The 17,332-nt window shown below is 43.3% G+C and carries 16 protein-coding genes; 10 read left to right on the top strand and 6 right to left on the bottom strand.

The window, feature by feature from the left end; translation table 11 throughout:
• Positions 1 to 7: 7 nt before the first annotated feature.
• The 4 genes from atpE to LLF92_06615 all read right to left on the bottom strand — a co-directional run bounded on the left by atpE (position 8) and on the right by LLF92_06615 (position 2,014).
• A complete protein-coding gene (gene atpE, locus LLF92_06630; GenBank protein MCE5340789.1) occupies positions 8 to 280 on the bottom strand; it encodes an ATP synthase F0 subunit C in 273 nt (90 codons plus the stop codon).
• 22 nt (positions 281 to 302) lie between these two features.
• Positions 303 to 1,112: a F0F1 ATP synthase subunit A gene (gene atpB / locus LLF92_06625; GenBank protein ID MCE5340788.1), complete on the bottom strand. Its 810-nt coding sequence runs from the start codon at positions 1,110 to 1,112 to the stop codon at positions 303 to 305.
• On the bottom strand, positions 1,109 to 1,336 hold the full coding sequence (locus tag LLF92_06620; protein MCE5340787.1) for an AtpZ/AtpI family protein: 228 nt from the start codon (positions 1,334 to 1,336) through the stop codon (positions 1,109 to 1,111). The genes atpB and LLF92_06620 overlap by 4 nt, the downstream gene beginning before the upstream one ends.
• 243 nt (positions 1,337 to 1,579) lie before the next feature.
• A complete protein-coding gene (locus tag LLF92_06615) occupies positions 1,580 to 2,014 on the bottom strand; it encodes an MgtC/SapB family protein (protein MCE5340786.1) in 435 nt (144 codons plus the stop codon).
• Positions 2,015 to 2,174: 160 nt separating this feature from the next.
• Between LLF92_06615 and LLF92_06610 the strand changes: the two genes are divergently transcribed.
• The 6 genes from LLF92_06610 to alr all read left to right on the top strand — a co-directional run bounded on the left by LLF92_06610 (position 2,175) and on the right by alr (position 9,018).
• Positions 2,175 to 3,362 carry a pyridoxal phosphate-dependent aminotransferase gene (locus tag LLF92_06610; GenBank protein MCE5340785.1) on the top strand — a complete coding sequence of 396 codons (1,188 nt, stop codon included), beginning with the start codon at positions 2,175 to 2,177 and terminating at the stop codon, positions 3,360 to 3,362.
• A gap of 100 nt (positions 3,363 to 3,462) precedes the next feature.
• Complete coding sequence (locus LLF92_06605; protein ID MCE5340784.1) at positions 3,463 to 3,969, top strand: RNA polymerase sigma factor; 507 nt, start codon at positions 3,463 to 3,465, stop codon at positions 3,967 to 3,969.
• Entirely contained in the window at positions 3,966 to 4,313 is a 348-nt protein-coding gene (locus tag LLF92_06600; GenBank protein MCE5340783.1) for a hypothetical protein, read from the top strand. Before LLF92_06605 ends, LLF92_06600 begins: the two co-directional genes overlap by 4 nt.
• 12 nt (positions 4,314 to 4,325) lie before the next feature.
• A complete protein-coding gene (locus tag LLF92_06595; GenBank protein ID MCE5340782.1) occupies positions 4,326 to 7,079 on the top strand; it encodes a hypothetical protein in 2,754 nt (917 codons plus the stop codon).
• Positions 7,080 to 7,111: 32 nt separating this feature from the next.
• A complete protein-coding gene (locus tag LLF92_06590; GenBank protein MCE5340781.1) occupies positions 7,112 to 7,822 on the top strand; it encodes a glycosyltransferase family 2 protein in 711 nt (236 codons plus the stop codon).
• A gap of 47 nt (positions 7,823 to 7,869) precedes the next feature.
• Positions 7,870 to 9,018: an alanine racemase gene (alr, locus tag LLF92_06585; GenBank protein ID MCE5340780.1), complete on the top strand. Its 1,149-nt coding sequence runs from the start codon at positions 7,870 to 7,872 to the stop codon at positions 9,016 to 9,018.
• A 62-nt stretch (positions 9,019 to 9,080) separates the two neighbouring features.
• Here alr and LLF92_06580 read toward each other — a convergent pair whose 3' ends face one another.
• Positions 9,081 to 9,539, bottom strand: coding sequence for an NUDIX hydrolase (locus LLF92_06580; protein MCE5340779.1), 459 nt, complete (start codon positions 9,537 to 9,539; stop codon positions 9,081 to 9,083).
• An 85-nt stretch (positions 9,540 to 9,624) separates the two neighbouring features.
• Between LLF92_06580 and waaC the strand changes: the two genes are divergently transcribed.
• The 4 genes from waaC (at position 9,625) to LLF92_06560 (ending at position 14,314) form a co-directional block, all read left to right on the top strand.
• A complete protein-coding gene (gene waaC, locus LLF92_06575) occupies positions 9,625 to 11,490 on the top strand; it encodes a lipopolysaccharide heptosyltransferase I (protein ID MCE5340778.1) in 1,866 nt (621 codons plus the stop codon).
• Between the two features lie 143 nt (positions 11,491 to 11,633).
• A complete protein-coding gene (locus LLF92_06570) occupies positions 11,634 to 12,176 on the top strand; it encodes a DUF2062 domain-containing protein (protein MCE5340777.1) in 543 nt (180 codons plus the stop codon).
• Between the two features lie 355 nt (positions 12,177 to 12,531).
• Positions 12,532 to 13,638, top strand: a complete 1,107-nt coding sequence (locus LLF92_06565) for an AAA family ATPase (GenBank protein ID MCE5340776.1) — start codon at positions 12,532 to 12,534, stop codon at positions 13,636 to 13,638.
• The gene (locus tag LLF92_06560) at positions 13,631 to 14,314 is read left to right on the top strand and encodes a DUF4276 family protein (GenBank protein ID MCE5340775.1); all 684 of its coding nucleotides are present in this window, start codon (positions 13,631 to 13,633) and stop codon (positions 14,312 to 14,314) included. Before LLF92_06565 ends, LLF92_06560 begins: the two co-directional genes overlap by 8 nt.
• A 131-nt stretch (positions 14,315 to 14,445) precedes the next feature.
• Here LLF92_06560 and ileS read toward each other — a convergent pair whose 3' ends face one another.
• Positions 14,446 to 17,289 carry an isoleucine--tRNA ligase gene (ileS, locus tag LLF92_06555; protein ID MCE5340774.1) on the bottom strand — a complete coding sequence of 948 codons (2,844 nt, stop codon included), beginning with the start codon at positions 17,287 to 17,289 and terminating at the stop codon, positions 14,446 to 14,448.
• Positions 17,290 to 17,332 lie beyond the last annotated feature (43 nt).

Here is a 17,332-nt window from a genome sequence, read left to right as displayed (position 1 = left end):
GTCTTGTTTAGCCTTTGAGCCAGAAAAGTGTTAAGAAACATACAATCAGAGCGAAGAACGTAACGCCTTCGATAAGAGCGGCAGCGATAATCATCGTAGTAGATATTTTGCCCTGTGCTTCAGGCTGACGAGCGATCGCTTCAAGGGCTTTGCCGCCGATGAAACCGATGCCAATGCCGGCGCCGATAATCGCAAGCCCGCAACCGATAACTGCGCCAAAAATTGCCAGGCTATTGCCTTCAGCGGCTACTGCTAATGCTGTAGTTGCTATTCCATCCATAATACTTATCTCCAAAAAAAAGTTAATGTTCAGGTGAAACTGAAAAACTTATAAACAGTGTTGAAAGAATTGTAAAGATATATGCCTGCAGAAATGCCACTAAAAGTTCAAGAAAGGACATTCCGACGATAGCTCCGACTGAAACCGAAGCTATGGCATAATTTTTAAAAATGATAATCAATCCGACCAGTGTGGCTATTATCGTATGGCCTCCGACGATATTGGCAAATAACCTGACCGCAAGTGCAAAAGGTCTTACAAATGCAGTGATTATTTCAAGGAAATACATAAAAGGTGCCATATACCATGGAACAGGCGGTATAAAAGTCTTTATGTAATGTATCAATCCCTGCTGCCTGATTCCGGCAATGTGTGTTACCAAAAACGTTGTAAACGCCAGTCCGGCCGTAATCCAGATGTTGGCCGTAGCGGGGCCGCCAAAGTGGTTTTCCTTCTTGGTAAGCACGTGAATTATCGCTTCAGTGGGAATCATTCCAAGTAAGTTAAGCGTTAAAATAAAGAAAAACATCGTCCAAATGAAACCGATGAATTTGTCTGTGTGCTCGTGCAAAGCAGGGCGTGCGACCTCTTCCCGCAGAAATACGCAAATTGCCTCGACTAAATTTTGGAGGCCTTTTGGTGCAAGTCTTTTCGGATAGGCGGCAAGAGGCAACAGGATTAAAAGTATCACCGAAGCGGCAGCAATCATTAACATATGATTACTGACAGGGACGGTGTACTGGCCTATTTTAAACTCAAACAGGATTACCGGCACTATCGGCTTGAGAGGGCTGAACTCGCCCAAAACAAGATTATTTAACAGATTCATCATTTCTTATTGTTCATCTGCTTATAAATCAGATAGAACATTCCTATAAAACCAGCAAAAAAACCGCCAAGAAGAAAGTAAGGACTTGAGTTTAAAACAGCGTCAATCTTATACCCAATGTAACAGAAAACCGCTATTACCCCGCCGAATTCCAATCCAATGTTCGACCATTTGAGATAATCGTTATCGTCTTTGGAATTCTTGTCAGACGTTTTGTTCTTATCCATAATACCGCTGACCCGCATCCTTGCATAACTTATACCAACGGGCTTAAATAATTGCGATTGTAATTCGCGGCTTAGCGAAGTCGGCGTAATGACGTAACAATCATTCGACGCGCAATTAAAAAATACCTGCGGTATTATATACTTATACTAATTACATTTATCGTTCATTTAAAGAAAATAATTAAATAATAAATTGTTTTTTATCGGATGTGAAAATGGGCAAAAGGGGCAATGTGCTTTAACTTAATTTTGGTGGTTTTCCGACGGATGATTTTTACTGATTGGTTTTTCTATCCACGGCAGAACCAGTAACACTATAAGTGAAAGCAGGGTTGCGGCCGCGGCCAGAATATACATTTTTGCTCCGCATGCCATTCCGATACTTGCGACAATCCAGATTACCGCCGCGGTAGTCAGGCCGTGGATGCCAATACCGCTGTGAATAATAGCGCCTGCTCCAAGAAAACCTATGCCTGTAACAATTTGTGCGGAGATTCTGCCCGGGTCTGAACCGGAAAGAGTTGTGGAAATCATAGTGAAGATGCACGAGCCGAGACATATTAATGTGTTTGTCCGCAAACCTGCCGGTTTGCCGCGATATTCCCGCTCGGCTCCAATGAAGCCGCCGAAAATTATCGCCAGCACAAGCGAAACCGCATCCGTCCAGTTAAATTGCATATTATATCCTTAAAAGCATCCGCATTTTACTCAAAAAGTGTTATTAAGCAAGTACTTATATACCGGTTTTAAGTATTGACCTGTCGATTAATATGTGCTTTAATATTGGCCTGAAAAGGGTTTAAATGCCAAACTGTATTTACTATTCAGAAAGGATCAGATGAAAGTCAGTAAAAGGGCACAGGCTGTACCTCCGTCAGCGACTATGGCGGTTGACACCAAAGCTAAAGAACTTAAAGCCAAAGGCGTTGATGTTGTCGGTTTCGGCGTAGGTGAGCCGGATTTCGATACGCCTCAATATATAAAGGATGCGGCAATCGCTGCACTCAAGGCAGGCAAGACCAAGTACACGCCGACGCCCGGGATTCCTGAACTTCGCAAAGCTATCGCTGAAAAACTTCAGAAGGAAAATAATCTTAATTATAAACCGGAACAAATCATTGTTAATCTCGGCGCGAAACATTCTGTGTATGAAAGTATGCAGGCTGTTCTCGACGAAGGTGATGAAGTTATCGTTCCCGCTCCTTACTGGGTAACTTATCCGGAAACGATTAAACTGGCCGGTGCTGTAATGAAAGTCGTGCAGACGGAACTCAAAAACGATTACAAAATTACTCCTGAACAATTGAAAAAAGCAATTACGCCAAAGACGGCGATGTTCCTTTTAAACAGCCCGAACAATCCGGGCGGCTTCACTTATACTCCGGATGAATTGAAAGCTATAGCCAAAGTGCTTGAAGGCACGGATATTATGGTCTTGAGCGATGAAATTTACGAACATCTGATTTACGGCACGACAAAATTTATAAGTTTTGCCGCTGTGAGCGAAGACGCTTTCAAACGTACAATTACTATAAACGGCTTCAGCAAGGCTTATGCGATGACCGGCTGGCGACTCGGTTATGTCGCAGGCCCAATCGATGTGATTAAAGCTATGGACAGATTGCAGGGTCATATGACGCAGAACCCTGTAAGTTTCGTTCAGTCAGGTGCATTGGTTGCGTTCAGTGACCCGAATAACGAAGTTGAAAAAATGAGAGTTGAGTTTGAGAAACGCGCCAAATATATGTCGCAGCGGTTAAACGCATTACAGGGCGTTAAATGTCCGAAGCCGACAGGCGCATTTTATTGTTTCCCGGATGTCTCGGCTCATTTCGGCAGAACAATCGGCGGGGTGAAGATTAATAACAGTATGGATTTCGCATCGGCGTTTCTCGATCAGGCAAGCGTTGCGCTTGTGCCGGGCGGGCCGTTCGGCTGCGATAATAATATCCGCTTGAGCTTCGCGACTTCTATGGAACAGATTACCAAAGGGCTCGACAGATTAGAAAAATGGCTCAAGGGATAATTTTTTTATTTTTTTGCCAACCTTTATAAGTTGACGGTCGTCTATTAGATAGTTTTTGGGAATTTAACGGTTTTTGAAGGAACTTCTCGGCCTCCAAAATATGGCGATAACGACTGAAGAATGTAAAAATGTTGTTTGTCAAAATTATAAGGAAATTTATCGGTTTGTATTATATCTGACCGGTAATACGGCCCAGACTGAGGATTTGACTCAAGACATTTTTTTGTCAGCCTGGTCAAATGCGGATACCTTTAAGGCAAAAAGCTCTGTTAAAACATGGTTGTATAAAATCGCATATAACAAGTTTATTGATTCTGCCCGAAAATCGAAAAGGCAGATTTCTTTATTGGAAAGATATGAAGAATACAGGGATAAAAATTCCTGTGATATCAATCCTTTGAGCAAAGTTTTGGCTGATGAAGAATCGCGATGTTTATACGATGCTATGCGTAAATTGGATATGCCGGATTATACAAATATTGTGCTGCATTATATTGAAGGCCTTACTTTTTGCGAAATTGCGGAAATTCTCGATAGGCCTGTCGGTACGGTAAAATGGCAGATTAATCAAACGATGAAAAAGCTTAAAGAATTGCTGGCAAAATGAATATGTGGAAAAAAGAAATATCTTCGATAGAGTTAAAGTTGCGTTCTCTTTCCAATATTGAAGTGCCGTCTGCACTTAAGGGCAAACTTATAGCTCAAATCCCGCAAACAACTGCCCATAATTTTTCTCATTACCACAAGCTCGATTTTTGGGGCTGGGGCTTGAGTTCGGCGGCGGCGGCAGTCTTTGTGCTCGGTGTTTTTCTGTTTCAATCAAATGCGAACCGAATAGTTGCCGACCCAATAGCGATGCCGTGCAGTTTCTCTATGGTTGATAAAAACGGTGTTGCCGATAGATTTGAACTTCCGCAAATTTTATACAATGAACCGAACTGTAAAAATTAATGAAAGAAAATAATGACTGATTTAGAAAAGATTTCCCAACGGCAGCCGATGAGCGGCTGGATTATGCTGATTTTCTGGTGGGCGATGATTCTGTTCGCTCTTCATTCTGCAACGCACATGGTTGGTGCGGGCGATACGTGGGTTGCGATGGCCTGCGGCAGACACTTCTTAAATCACGGAGTCGATACCGTCGAACCTTTCAGCGCAAACTCTCACAAAGCCGGACCGACTGCGGCAGATATTGAAAAATGGCCGAGCTGGGCGCAGAAAATTACGAAGACTGTCGGTTTGGAAACCGTTAAAAAATGGCATCCGACCGGCTGGGTTGACCAGAACTGGCTTACGCACGTTTTCTTCTACTGGCTGACACAGAGTTCGCCAATTCACGACGCTGAAACATTCGATAAGCCAATCGTCGAGCAGAAGATTACTTACGACAGTCTGGTTTACTGGAAGTATGCGCTGTATATCGCTACGATTATCATTGTCTATTACACGGGCAGAACGCTGGGTGCGAATATGGCTCTTTCTGCGATTTTCGCGTGTTTTGCACTGTTTATCGGCAGGACATTTTTCGATATCAGGCCCGCGGGTTTTTCAAATATGCTCACGGCGATGCTGTTGTTTATTTTTGTTCTGGCGGTTTATAAAAATTATTTGTACATCTGGCTGATTGTGCCTGTTACGGTTTTGTGGTGCAATCTGCACGGCGGATATATTTACGTCTTTATCGTACTTGTGCCATTCATCGGTTTGCATCTGCTGAATCTGCTGCCGAAGAAATTGTCGATGGCGTTGTATTTCAGTTTCGGCTGGCTGTTTTTTTTCGCGATGTCCGTGAAATTTTACAGCCATGAGGCTCTTCAAAACGGACTGGATGTAAAGGCTCTTCCGCCGGCGATTGCAAAGGATGCGTTATTCTGGTTTATCCTGATTTTTGCGATCGTTAACATTGGAATGTTGTTCCTGAAAAATATCAAACCTGCGATTATAGCTCTCTATCAGATAATTGTTTCAGTGATTGTATTTATTTCAGTTGTCGGCAGATTTTTCCCGACAGGCATTAATTCGCTGATGGATTATAATGCGCTGTTCAAGGATTATGTCGGCGACAGCAGATTGTCCTTTTTCGTTGCGTTTATCGGATTTGTGATTGTTGCGCTGCTGCTCGGCGCTTTCAGGCAAAGACTGCATACCATAAGCGCTAAAGCGTGGTGGCATACGGTTGCGGCGGCGGGCGTTGCGCTGGTTGCTATGATAATTTTCAATCCGTTCCATCTTACGAATATCACGCATACCTTCGAGGTAACTTTAAGCGAACACGCCAAGATGTGGAAGACGGTAAACGAATGGCACCCGGCTTTTGAATGGGATAATCCGGTCGGCGATGAAATACCGTTTTTAATTATGTATATCATTGCGTGGGTGCTGCTGGCAGTGTGGGTCTTCACGCTTTTACTCAAGCCGAAAGTTGTTGCGCGAAAAGTCAAAGCTCAAACGGAACCGCAGGAAAACCTGGGTCAGGAGCAATACGAATGGCCGAAGATTGATTTGCCGCTTTTGACCATCGCTGCGATGACAATATATATGGCAATCGGCTCACGAAGATTTATTCCGGTCGCTGCGATTGCGGCCTGTCCGATTCTTGCGATGTTTATTGATTCGAGCATCCGAATGATTGTCGCGACGGTTAATTTAAGAGGAACCGGCAAATCGGTAATGAGTCCGTTTCCACGTGAATTACAGAGAGCGTTTGCCGCGGCGATTCTGGCGGTTGTTATATTTTTGACCTGCTGGTGGGGATATTGGTATAACGCTATTTATCTCAAACCCTGGCCGGACAGCGGTTATCTGACGAGTGTGTTTATGCGAATGAGCGCATCGTATGCAAAGCCTTTCAAGGCCTGCCAGTTTGTCCGCGACAATAATATGCGCGGCGAGGTATTCAATTACTGGACGGAAGGTGGTTTTCTGGCTTACGGACAATTCCCCGACCCGAACACAGGCAAGACGCCTTTGCAGTTGTTTATGGACGGCAGGGCGCAGGCCGCGTACAACACCGACGCATATCAGCGATGGATGTATATTATGAGCGGCGGCGACCCTGTGCGAGCGGCTGAAAGGGCAGGCAGATCGCTGACTAATTCCGATTATCAAAAAGTCGGCCAGTGGCTTGATGAGCAGTTTATCAAAGAAAATGTATGGGTTACAATTATGCCCGCTGCGCAGTTTGATTCCGTTTTAACCAAGGGGCTTGAGACAAATCCAAACTGGCGGCCGGCCTATATGGATGATGAACAGGAAATATTCGTCAATGTGCAATCCGAACAGGGACGGGAACTTTATACCGGAATTTTCAGAGGAACGACAAAGTTTCCTGACGAGTTTTCAAAACTGCTTACAACAGGTTATAATATCGTCAGATTGCAGGACGGCGATTCCAATGTGGCGTTTGGTCTTCTTGAAAAAGCATTGTCGATTAAGCCTTCAAATACAGCCGCTATCGAACTGATTCGTACAGGACACAACAATCCGACGCTTAACGCGAAATTGTCCAAGGTGTTTCACGATTATTTCGACGATTATCTTAAGAATAAAGACGACTATATGAAAAAAGACGGCTATCGCGACAGGCTTATGGCTACGATCATAATCGGCAACTATCTGGCGGGTACGGAGCCGGTATTTAAACAAAAGTACGATAGTGAAATATATCCGCAATTTGGTACCGAATTGGAAACCATAAGCAAAACTTCGCGGTGGTAACGTCAAAATTTAAAATTGAAGATTGAAAATTTATGGATAACGGGCAAGTTAAATCGCTGTCAGTTTTTTTCCCCTGTTACAACGAGCAGGATAATATCGAGAGGGTTGCCAAATCTGCAATCGAATTACTCGAATCTTTGGGTATTGATTATGAAGTAATTCTGGTTGATGATGGCAGTAAGGACGATACCGGCAAAATCGCAGATAGGCTTGCCGCAGAAAATAATCATATTAAAGTTGTTCATCATTCTCCGAACAAAGGCTACGGCGCTGCGCTGCAGAGCGGTTTTAAAGCGGCGACAAAAGAGTATGTTTTCTACACCGACGGCGACGGCCAGTTCGATATTAAAGAGCTTCCGCTTTTATTCAAATATACCGGCGAATATGACATCGTAACGGGTTTTCGTATCAACAGGCAGGATAATATTATGCGAAAACTTAACGCATTTTGCTGGACGACGATGGTCAATATTTTGTTCGGTATGAAAATAAAAGATATGGATTGTGCTTTTAAACTTTACAAACGCAAAATTTTTGATGAAATAACATTGAAAAGCACAGGCGCTTTGATTAATACAGAAATATTTGCAAGATTTAACAATAAAGGTTATAAAGTTTATCAGCTTGGCGTTCATCATTATCCGAGAACGGCAGGCACACAGACAGGCGCGAATCTTAAAGTGATTTTGCGGGCGTTCAAAGAGCTTTTCGCTCTTTACAAACAAATTAAAAACGATAAATAACAGTTGTTTAGCCGACGCCGGATACGGCGACGTAGTTTTGATAGTAAATGGAATTACAAATTAATAGTCAGTACACGCGGGAAGACCAGAAGGTTCATATTTACTCGCAGGCGTTTTTGAATAATCTCAATGCCGTGCGAAGTTTGTGCAAACCAGCAACGAAGATATGCGCGGTTGTCAAGGCTAACGGTTACGGCCATGGCATAAGGCACATCGTCAAAATTCTTAAACAGGGACAGGTCGATTTTTTTGCTGTCGCGAACATTTACGAAGCGGCATACATCGCTGATATTGTCGGCGAAACGAAAATTCTTGTTCTTGAGCCTGTTCATATCGCCTATCAGCCGGATGCTATTCAGTTTTGCGCGGAAAAAGGAATTCACTGCGCGATTGTCAGTTTCGACTCGCTGGATTATGTTCAGAATTGTCTGAAAGATACAAAAGATATTCTGAACGTTCATATAAAAGTCGAAACGGGTATGGGGCGCTGCGGCATCGAGGCCGAACGTGCGGCTGGACTGATTCAAAAAATCCGCTCCGCATCCAATGTGAAACTTGCCGGCGTTTATACGCATTTTTCAACCGCGGCCGAGAAGAATCTTGATTACGCAGAACATCAGTATGAAAATATGCGGAAATTTTTGTCGAGCCAGTCGCTTCTGGCCTGCAAAGATGTGATAATTCACGCGGCAAGCAGTGCGGCAACGCTAAATATGCCAAAGGCTCATTTCGATATGGTTCGCTGCGGCATTGCTCTTTATGGTTGGGCAGAGCATCCTGATTTGCTGAAGGTTAAACTTGAGCCGACGATGAAATTCGAAGTGCCGATTGTTCAGTTAAATCATTATAAGGCAGGCCAGCCAATCGGTTACGGACGAACTTTCACTGCCTGGCGCGATACTGTCGGCGCGATTGTGCCGATTGGTTACGCGGATAATTACTGGCGTGTGTATTCGAATAACGCGTTTGTAAAAGTCGGCGATAAATTCACGCAGGTGCTGGGCAGAGTAAGTATGGACAAGACTGTCATCGATGTTACCGATTTGCCGGAGGCGAAAGTCGGCCAATATGTAACTGTGATTGATAATGACCCGGAAAGCATGTGCAGTGTTTACAGATTAGCGGAACTGGCAGATACAATTTGCCATGAAATTTTGACTTCGCTGCCTTCGCGGGCGATGAGGATAATACACTAAACAATTGGAACCACGAATGGACACGAATAAACACTAAAAAAATATTTCGTGTAGATTCGTGTTTATTCGTGGTTAATATTTTCTTTAAAATGCTTTGTAGCCAACGTCGCTACGTCTTTATGGTCGAACGCTAAATTTTCCGGCAGGGCATCAATCTCGAACCATTTAGCTTCTGCGGCATCGTCTCCGCCTTTGATTTGCTCCTGTTTTGTTGTGCCGATAAATGCGATGGTGATATTTCTGCCGCGAGGGTCTCGGCCGGGTTTGCCGAAGGTATGGAATTGTTCGAGTTTAACGCCGGTTAAGCCGGTTTCCTCCTGAAGCTCCCGCACGACCGCGATTTCGAGTTCCTCGTCCATATCGACGAATCCGCCGGGGAACGCCCATTTGCCTTTATATGGCTCATTGCCGCGTTTTATCATTAAAAGTCTTGGCTTGCTGCCTGCGGTGTTGAAAACAATAGCGTCAACCGTAACCATCGGCCTCGGCCATTCGTAAATGTATGTGCCTTTTGTGTTCATACCGGAATTGTAACATTTTAATCGAAAAAAATACACTCAAAAAGCCATTTGATAAATTACCATTTTCGATTAAAATGCTGTGCTAATGAATTCTGCGATTTCCAGAAAAATAATAAAGCTCAATCCGTCCAACGGCTGGAAAGGCCTGACCGTGCGGAAGTGGTCTGACCTTGTTTTTGACCCTGTCGAACTGACGAAAAATCCAAGTCAGATTTTTAAGTCTGACAAAAGCAGTTTTATTGTTTTAAAGCAAATCGACGGCGCGAACGGCAAAATTCCTTTTGTTGTAAAAAAAATTACCGTTCATTCAGTAGTCAAAAGACTTGTTGATTTTTTCAGGGGGCCCAGAGCTCTGCGGAATTTCAAACTCGCTCTGGTTCTCAAAGAAAAAGAAATAGAAACGGCTGAACCTGTCGCGGTGTTCTGGAACAACAGAGAAAATATCTACGTTACCGAATACATCCCGAACAGTATGAGTCTTTATGACGTCGCTTATGGGAAAAATTCTGAAATATTTAATAAACTTGCGGCGAGAAAAGCTGTTATCCGGCAGGTTGCCGAGATTGTTGCAAGACTTCACAAGGCGGGTTTTTGGCACAGAGATTCCAAAGCGGGCAATTTCATCATCAGCAAAGACGATGACGGCTATGATGCAAAACTCATCGACCTTGACGGCATAAAATATAATTTTTTTGGATGTGAAGAAAAGCAAATCAGAACGCTGGCAAATCTGTCCAAGACCTTGATTCGTTTCAAAAGCGTAAATATTGCCGATTTTTATCGCGGCTTTGTAATTTATTGTAATGCGATGGGATACGCTCACGAACAGTCGAAAACGCTATTCCGCAAAATAGAAAAGGTGACTGTTAAAATGAGATTTTTGTCGGTTCTCGAAGATGCCGGAAAATTTAAGAAAAAAATGTCAGAGCAAATAAAGAAAATACTGATAATTAAACCAAGCGCACTGGGCGATATCGTTCTTGCGATGCCGGCAATGTGTGCACTGGCGGAAAATTTTCCAAATGCCAAAATTCATTGGTTTGTCAGGCCGGAATTTGCTCCGCTTCTGGAAAATCATAAATGCGTTCATAAAATTATTATCTTCAACCGAAAAAAACTCGGCAAATGGTGGTGCAATCTCGATGCGTTTAAAGAATTTGTCGGCCTGATTAAAATTTTGAGAGATGAAAAGTACGACGTTGTTTTCGATTTGCAGGGCAGATTCAGAAGCGCGATTTTCGCGTGGTTCAGCGGCTGCAAAAAGAGAATCGGACTTGCTAAAACGCAGGAAGTAACAGGCATCTTCTACACGCAAAAAGTTAAGCAAACCAAAGTGCATCTTGTCGATTATTTTCTCGAAATTGTCCGCAGTGTATCACCTTTAAAAGGAAAAATTGAGTTTGGCTTAAAGGCACAACCAAAGGCGATTACGGAAATTCAGAAAATCCTGTCTGAAAATAACGTCAATAAAGATAATTACGCTGTCATTGTGCCCGGCGCGACTGTCGATGAGAAAAAATGGCCGGTAGAAAATTTTGCCGCTCTTGCTGAAAAGATTAACGGCAAATATCAAAGCGGTATTGTCGCGGTCGGTGTGAAATCTGAAAGCGAAACCGTTGAAAAAATTCAAAAAGCGGCGGGTGTGCCTGTTGTTAATCTCGCCGGCAAAACTAATATTCCGCAGCTTGTTGCGCTGCTGGCGGGGGCTAAAGCGGTTATCAGTAATGACACAGGACCCGCTCATATAGCGGCGGCATTAAATGTACCGATGGTTTTGATATTTGGGTTTACTAATCCAAAAAGAGTCGGGCCTTACGGCAGACCGAATGCTGTCGCGGCCGTTGACGGTGCTGTGCGAGGTGATGAGGTGGAAAGCAAAAATTCCGAACATAATATAAAAAATGTATCTGTTGAAAGCGTCTTTGAGTTAATCTGTGAACAGTTGAAATAATGAATAATAAAATCTCTGTGAACTCTGCTGAAGCGGAGCGAAAGCCCCTGAATCTTCAGGATTTTGTGCTTACAATCCCCCTTGTGGGGACTTGAAAACAAAATCAGAAGGGGTGAGCTCTGTGGCTGAAAGAAAAGATATCTGTGGCAAAAATCAGAAGAAATAAATTGTTTCGTTATTTGGAATATAAAGTACTGCACATCGACGACTCGCCGCATAAAATCGCGTTGGGGCTGGCTATCGGTTTGTTTATGGCCTGGTCGCCGCTGGTTGGATTGCATATTATCATTGCGGTTTTGTTGAGTTTTCTGCTGCGGGCGAATAAGTTCGCGGCGTTTGTGAGCGTTTGGGTCTCGAATGTTTTTACATTTTTTATTATTTATTATCCTGGTTATCTTTTAGGCGCGTTTTTGTTTCACATTTTCGCACCCGGCAGGGCGTTGACTCATCAGCAGGTAATAGAAGCGTTAAACAAGCTGCTTTCGCCGAGCAATATGATAACCGGTTTTATGACGAAGGAGTATTGGCAGCATTTTTGGACGCTGTCGAAAACAATCGGCCCGGAACTTTGGATAGGCTGTACTATTATCGGCGCAGTTGTGGCCGTGTGTTCGTATTTCGGCTGCATTAAGATTATCAAATCCCACCGCGCAAAAAAACCGCATCGAAGATACAGGAAATATTAAAAAATTTGTTTAATCGCTGATCCACAGGATGCCAACAGGCATTCCACTGATTTACTGGATTTTGTATGAAAGTAACTACATTTCCATTGCGATGACATTAAATTCAAAGAAAAAACCATCTCTCTGAAATAATTGGTTAGGTTGTTTGGCTCCCACTTTCAGTGTGGGGTCAAATCCCGCTAAATCCACGTCAGTATTTTCTCTTTTACTTTTTCCTAACCTGATTATAATAGAGGAACTGGAACATTTAGATCCAAGAATTATAGCAGGATTTGATAGATAAATCTTGGTATTATTGTAGGTTAACCAGATATGGGTAAGGAAAAGATATATAATCAGCGTAAGGATCGTAGTTATGGGTAACGCTTTAGACAAATTAACAATAAAAGGCTTTAAGTCAATTAAGTCGCTTGAAGACTTTGAGCTTAAAAAACTCAATGTTATGATAGGTGGAAACGGAGCAGGCAAGAGTAATTTTGTTGACATATTCCGTATGCTTCGGGCTATGGTTGATGAAAATTTTGCCAACTTCATCCGAAATCGTGGCGGAGCAGACGATTTCATGTTTAATGGGCCTAAATCAACAAAAGTGATTAAAGCAGAATTCAGATTTGGAAACAATGCTTATTCTTTTGAATTAGAACCCACTGCATCTGAAGATTTTGTTATAACACAGGAATGGGAAAAATATAAGGATAATGGGTGGTGTATTGGTGAGGGCAATCGCGAAAGTAAAATCACCGCAAATAAAGATCAAAAGTCAATAAGCCATCCCAGTTACAATGGTGTAGGCTATTATATTTACGATTCAATATCTAACTGGGTGGTTTATCATTTTCATGATACCAGCGCAACGTCTCCAATGCGACGTTCTGAGATAACGGCGGATAATATGAGACTACGTCCTAACGCTTCTAATATTGCGCCATTCCTGCTGGAACTCCGTGGTAATGCATCCAATGCTTATGCAGAGATAGTAGAATCAATTAAATTGGTAACGCCTTTCTTCGATGACTTTATATTAAAACCTAGGCAAAATGGCGAAAAAGAGAAAGTCAACTTAAGTTGGAAGCAAAAAGGCTCTGATTACCCGATGCAGCCATATCATTTTTCCGATGGTACGATTCGATTTATTTGTCTGGCTACGGCCTTATTGCAGCCTAATCTTCCATCCACAATTATTATTGATGAGCCGGAACTTGGTCTGCATCCTTACGCCATAGAAATACTGGCAGAACTGATTCAGGCCGCCGCAAAAAAAACTCAGGTAATCGTTTCTACCCAATCTCCGCATTTGATAGATAAATTCAATCCTGAAGATATTATTGTTGTTAATCGGGAAGATGGGGCGTCGACTTTTAAAAAATTAGATGCAAAAGAACTTGCTCATTGGCTTAAAGAATATTCACTAGGCGAACTCTGGCGAAAGAATATAATAACCGGAGGGCCGGTTTGTGAGTAATGTGGAAGTGTACATTATATGCGAAGGTCAAACAGAACAGACATTTATCCGATATGTGCTTGCACCGGAAATGGGCTGTAAGGGGATTTATTTACATCCGTCTTTGATTGGTAAACACGACCATAAAGGCGGCAATATTAATTTCGACAGGGCTAAGATAGATATTGAAGGATTCCTCATGCAAAGGCAGAATATCTATGTGTCTACTATGTTTGATTATTTCAGATTAGACTCAAATTGGCCTGGCAATGAAAAGATTCATGGCAAGCTTACCGCAATAAAAAAAGCTGAGAAAGTGGAAACGGCGACCTTGGCGAGAATTGAGAAGTTGTTTCCAGAACTTAATGTTAGAAAACGTTTTATTCCTTACATTGAAATGCATGAATTTGAAGCATTATTATTTAGTAACCCTTCAATACTTGCGGATAAAATAGCAGTGACTAAAAATAATATAGATAATATTTTAGAGGAATGTGGAGAGCCGGAAGAGATTAACGATGGAGCAGAAACATCTCCATTTAAAAGAATATTTAAACTGAACAATGGCTATCGTAAAGTTGCTATGGGGAAAACTATATCTGAAGCTATAGGCGTACAAAACATACGTGGAAAATGTCCTCATTTTAACGGATGGTTAAATAAGTTGGAACAACTTACTAAAAGTCCTGATAGATAGGGATGCTCGTCTGTTTTTTTGTGTTTCTGCGGTTAAAGTAGTAAAACAAAAAAGGCCGGGAAATCAATCTCGGCCTTTTTCTTATACAGTGTAAATCCTGTGTTAATCCGTGTCTAAATAATCCGTGTAAATCAGTGTCCTTTCGCAACTTCTGCACATCTGTCGCAGAGTTCCGGCTGGTCAGCGTTTTTGCCGACGCTTGGCCAGTAATTCCAGCATCTTGCACATTTTGCGTGTGTGCTTTTTTCCGCAGTAATCAACTTTTCAGCCTTTTGCTTATTCAGCTTTATTTCGCTCACAATGCAAAGGGCGGCAAAATTCTTCTCGCCAAGTTTCTCAACGACATCAATCAATTCAGCATCATCCGTCGAAATCGTAACCGAAGACTCCTGATTGCTTGCGATAAGCTCATTCTTGCGCAAATTCTCAAGTTCTTTCAGAACCTCATCACGCAGTTTCATCAGCTTTTCCCATTTCGGTTCTTCTTTTTGCCAATCTATCGATTTATCAGCAGTCGGCATTTTTAAAAGATGAACGCTTTCGGCCAATTCAGATTTAAATGGCATCGCTTCGTAAATTTCTTCCGCCGTATGCGCGAGAACCGGAGACAGAAGCCTTGTCAGTGCATCGAGAATCTTATACATTGCCGTCTGCGAGCTTCTGCGTGAAGCGGAATCCTTCGCGTCGCAATAGAGTCTGTCTTTGAGCAAGTCCATATAAATGCTGCTCATCTCGACAACGCAGAAATTATAAATCAAGCCATAAACACGATGGAACTGGAAAGTTTCATACGCATCTGTAACTTCGCTGACGAGTTTTTCCAACTGCTGAACTGCCCAGCGGTCAATCTCGAGCATTTTTTCATAAGGCATGGAATTTTTCGCAGGGTCGAAATCAGACGTATTGCCGAGCAAATAACGAATCGTATTTCTGATTTTGCGGTACGCATCCTGAAGTCTTGCGATTAGCGTATCGCTGCACCGCATATCTTCCTGATAGTTTACGCTGGCGACCCAAAGACGCAGAATGTCCGAGCCGTATTTTGTGATTTCTTCCTGTGCGTTGACGTAATTGCCAAGCGATTTCGACTGCTTCTTGCCTTCGGCGTCAACTGTAAAGCCGTGCGTCAATACCGTTTTAAAAGGCGCCCCGCCTGTGCAGCCCAACGCCGGCAAAAGTGAAAGCTGGAACCAGCCGCGATGCTGGTCGGAGCCTTCGAGGTACAAATCGACTGGAATCGGCCAACCTGCATTTTCCGCAACGCTGTGCCAACTGCATCCCGATTCGAACCATACGTCGAAAATATTTTCTTCTTTTTGCAAATCGTCAAAGCTGAAACCCGCTGGCAGTTGAAAATCTTCGCCGAGGATTTCCTTTGGCGAATCTGTGAACCAGCTATCCGAACCTTTTTGCCGGAAGTGTTTGCCGACGGCGAGCACGGAATCTTTCGTCAAGAGTCTATCGCCTTGTGAATTATAAAATACCGGAATCGGCATACCCCAGCTTCGCTGACGGCTGATGCACCAGTCCGGCCGTGATTCGAGCATACCTGTGATTCGTTTTTCGCCCCATGCGGGAATCCATTTTACCTTTGGCAGTTTTTCGAGTGCCAGTTTTCGCAGCGTTTTGCCATCGGGCATTGGTCTGTCAACGCCGATAAACCACTGCTCTGTTGCGCGGAAGATTACAGGCGTTCTGCTTCGCCAGCAGTGCGGGTAACTGTGCATAATCTGGCTCTCGGCGAAAAGCAGGCCGTTGCTCTTCAGGATTTCGTTTACTTCCTTGTCAACCTTCAGCACGTTTTTGCCCTGAAGCTCGGCCGGCACAGTATCATCATAACTGCCATCGTCGAGCACAGGTGAATAAATGCCCAAACCATTTTGCTGACCTGCCATATAGTCTTCAAGTCCGTGGCCGGGCGCGGTGTGCACAAGGCCTGTGCCGTCTTCTGTCGTAACGAAATTCGCAGGGATAACTTTCCACGCGTCTTTTTCTGTCGGATTTTTCTCGACGAAAGCGTGGTTGTAACGCAGGCCGACAAGCTCTGTTCCTTTTACCGAAACATCGCTTATGGAATAATCTGTAAGTTTGCCTGCCGCGATAACTGCTTCCATGCGAGCGACGGCGACTATCGATGTGAATTTTTTGCCGTTGAGAGTGTAAGTAACGGATTTATATTCAAAGTCAGGATGGACGATAACCGCCAAATTCGCGGCAAGCGTCCAGGGCGTTGTTGTCCAAATCATAAAGCAGACTGTGCTGTCATTGTCTTTTACAAGGCCAAGGGATTTTAATTTTTCGAGCGATTCGTTCGTAACCGGGAAATTAACAAAAATGCTCGGCGAAGAAATGTCTTCATATTCCAGTTCTGCATCGGCAAGCGCGGTCTTACATTCTGCGCACCAGTGAATCGGTTTTAGCTGTTTATAGACGAGGCCTTTTTCGACGAGCTGTGCGAAAACTTCGCACATTCCCGCTTCGTACTGCGGCTTGAGTGTCAGATACGGATTTTCAAAATCGCCGAAAATGCCAAGGTCTTTAAATTGCTTTGATTGCAGTTTGACATATTTGCTTGCGTACTGTTTGCAGAGTTTGCGAATCTCTGGCTTGCTCAAAGTTTTGGCATTTTCGCCCAGTTCCGCAAAAACCTTTGCCTCGATAGGCAGACCGTGGCAGTCCCAGCCGGGGATGTAAGGAGTTTGGAATCCCTGCATAGTCTTGTATTTGAGGACTATATCCTTCAAAACCTTATTAATGACGTGTCCCATGTGGATATCGCCATTGGCATAAGGGGGGCCGTCGTGGAGAATATACAGCGGGGAATTGGCACGTGATTCCAGTATTTTTTTATATAACTCTTTTTTGTCCCAGGCTTTACGCTGCTGCGGCTCACGCTGGGTAAGGTTCGCTTTCATCGCGAACGCTGTTTGCGGTAAATTCAGGGTCTGGCTGTAATTCTTCTTATTTTCACTCATTTACAATCCTTATAAAACGGTGTATTTTAAACAAAAATAAAGA

It is taken from the genome of Planctomycetaceae bacterium, assembly GCA_021371795.1.
Lineage (GTDB): Bacteria > Planctomycetota > Phycisphaerae > Sedimentisphaerales > UBA12454 > UBA12454.
The sequence above is the reverse complement of the archived record's forward strand: the minus strand, read 5'-3'. Positions and strand labels throughout refer to the sequence as shown.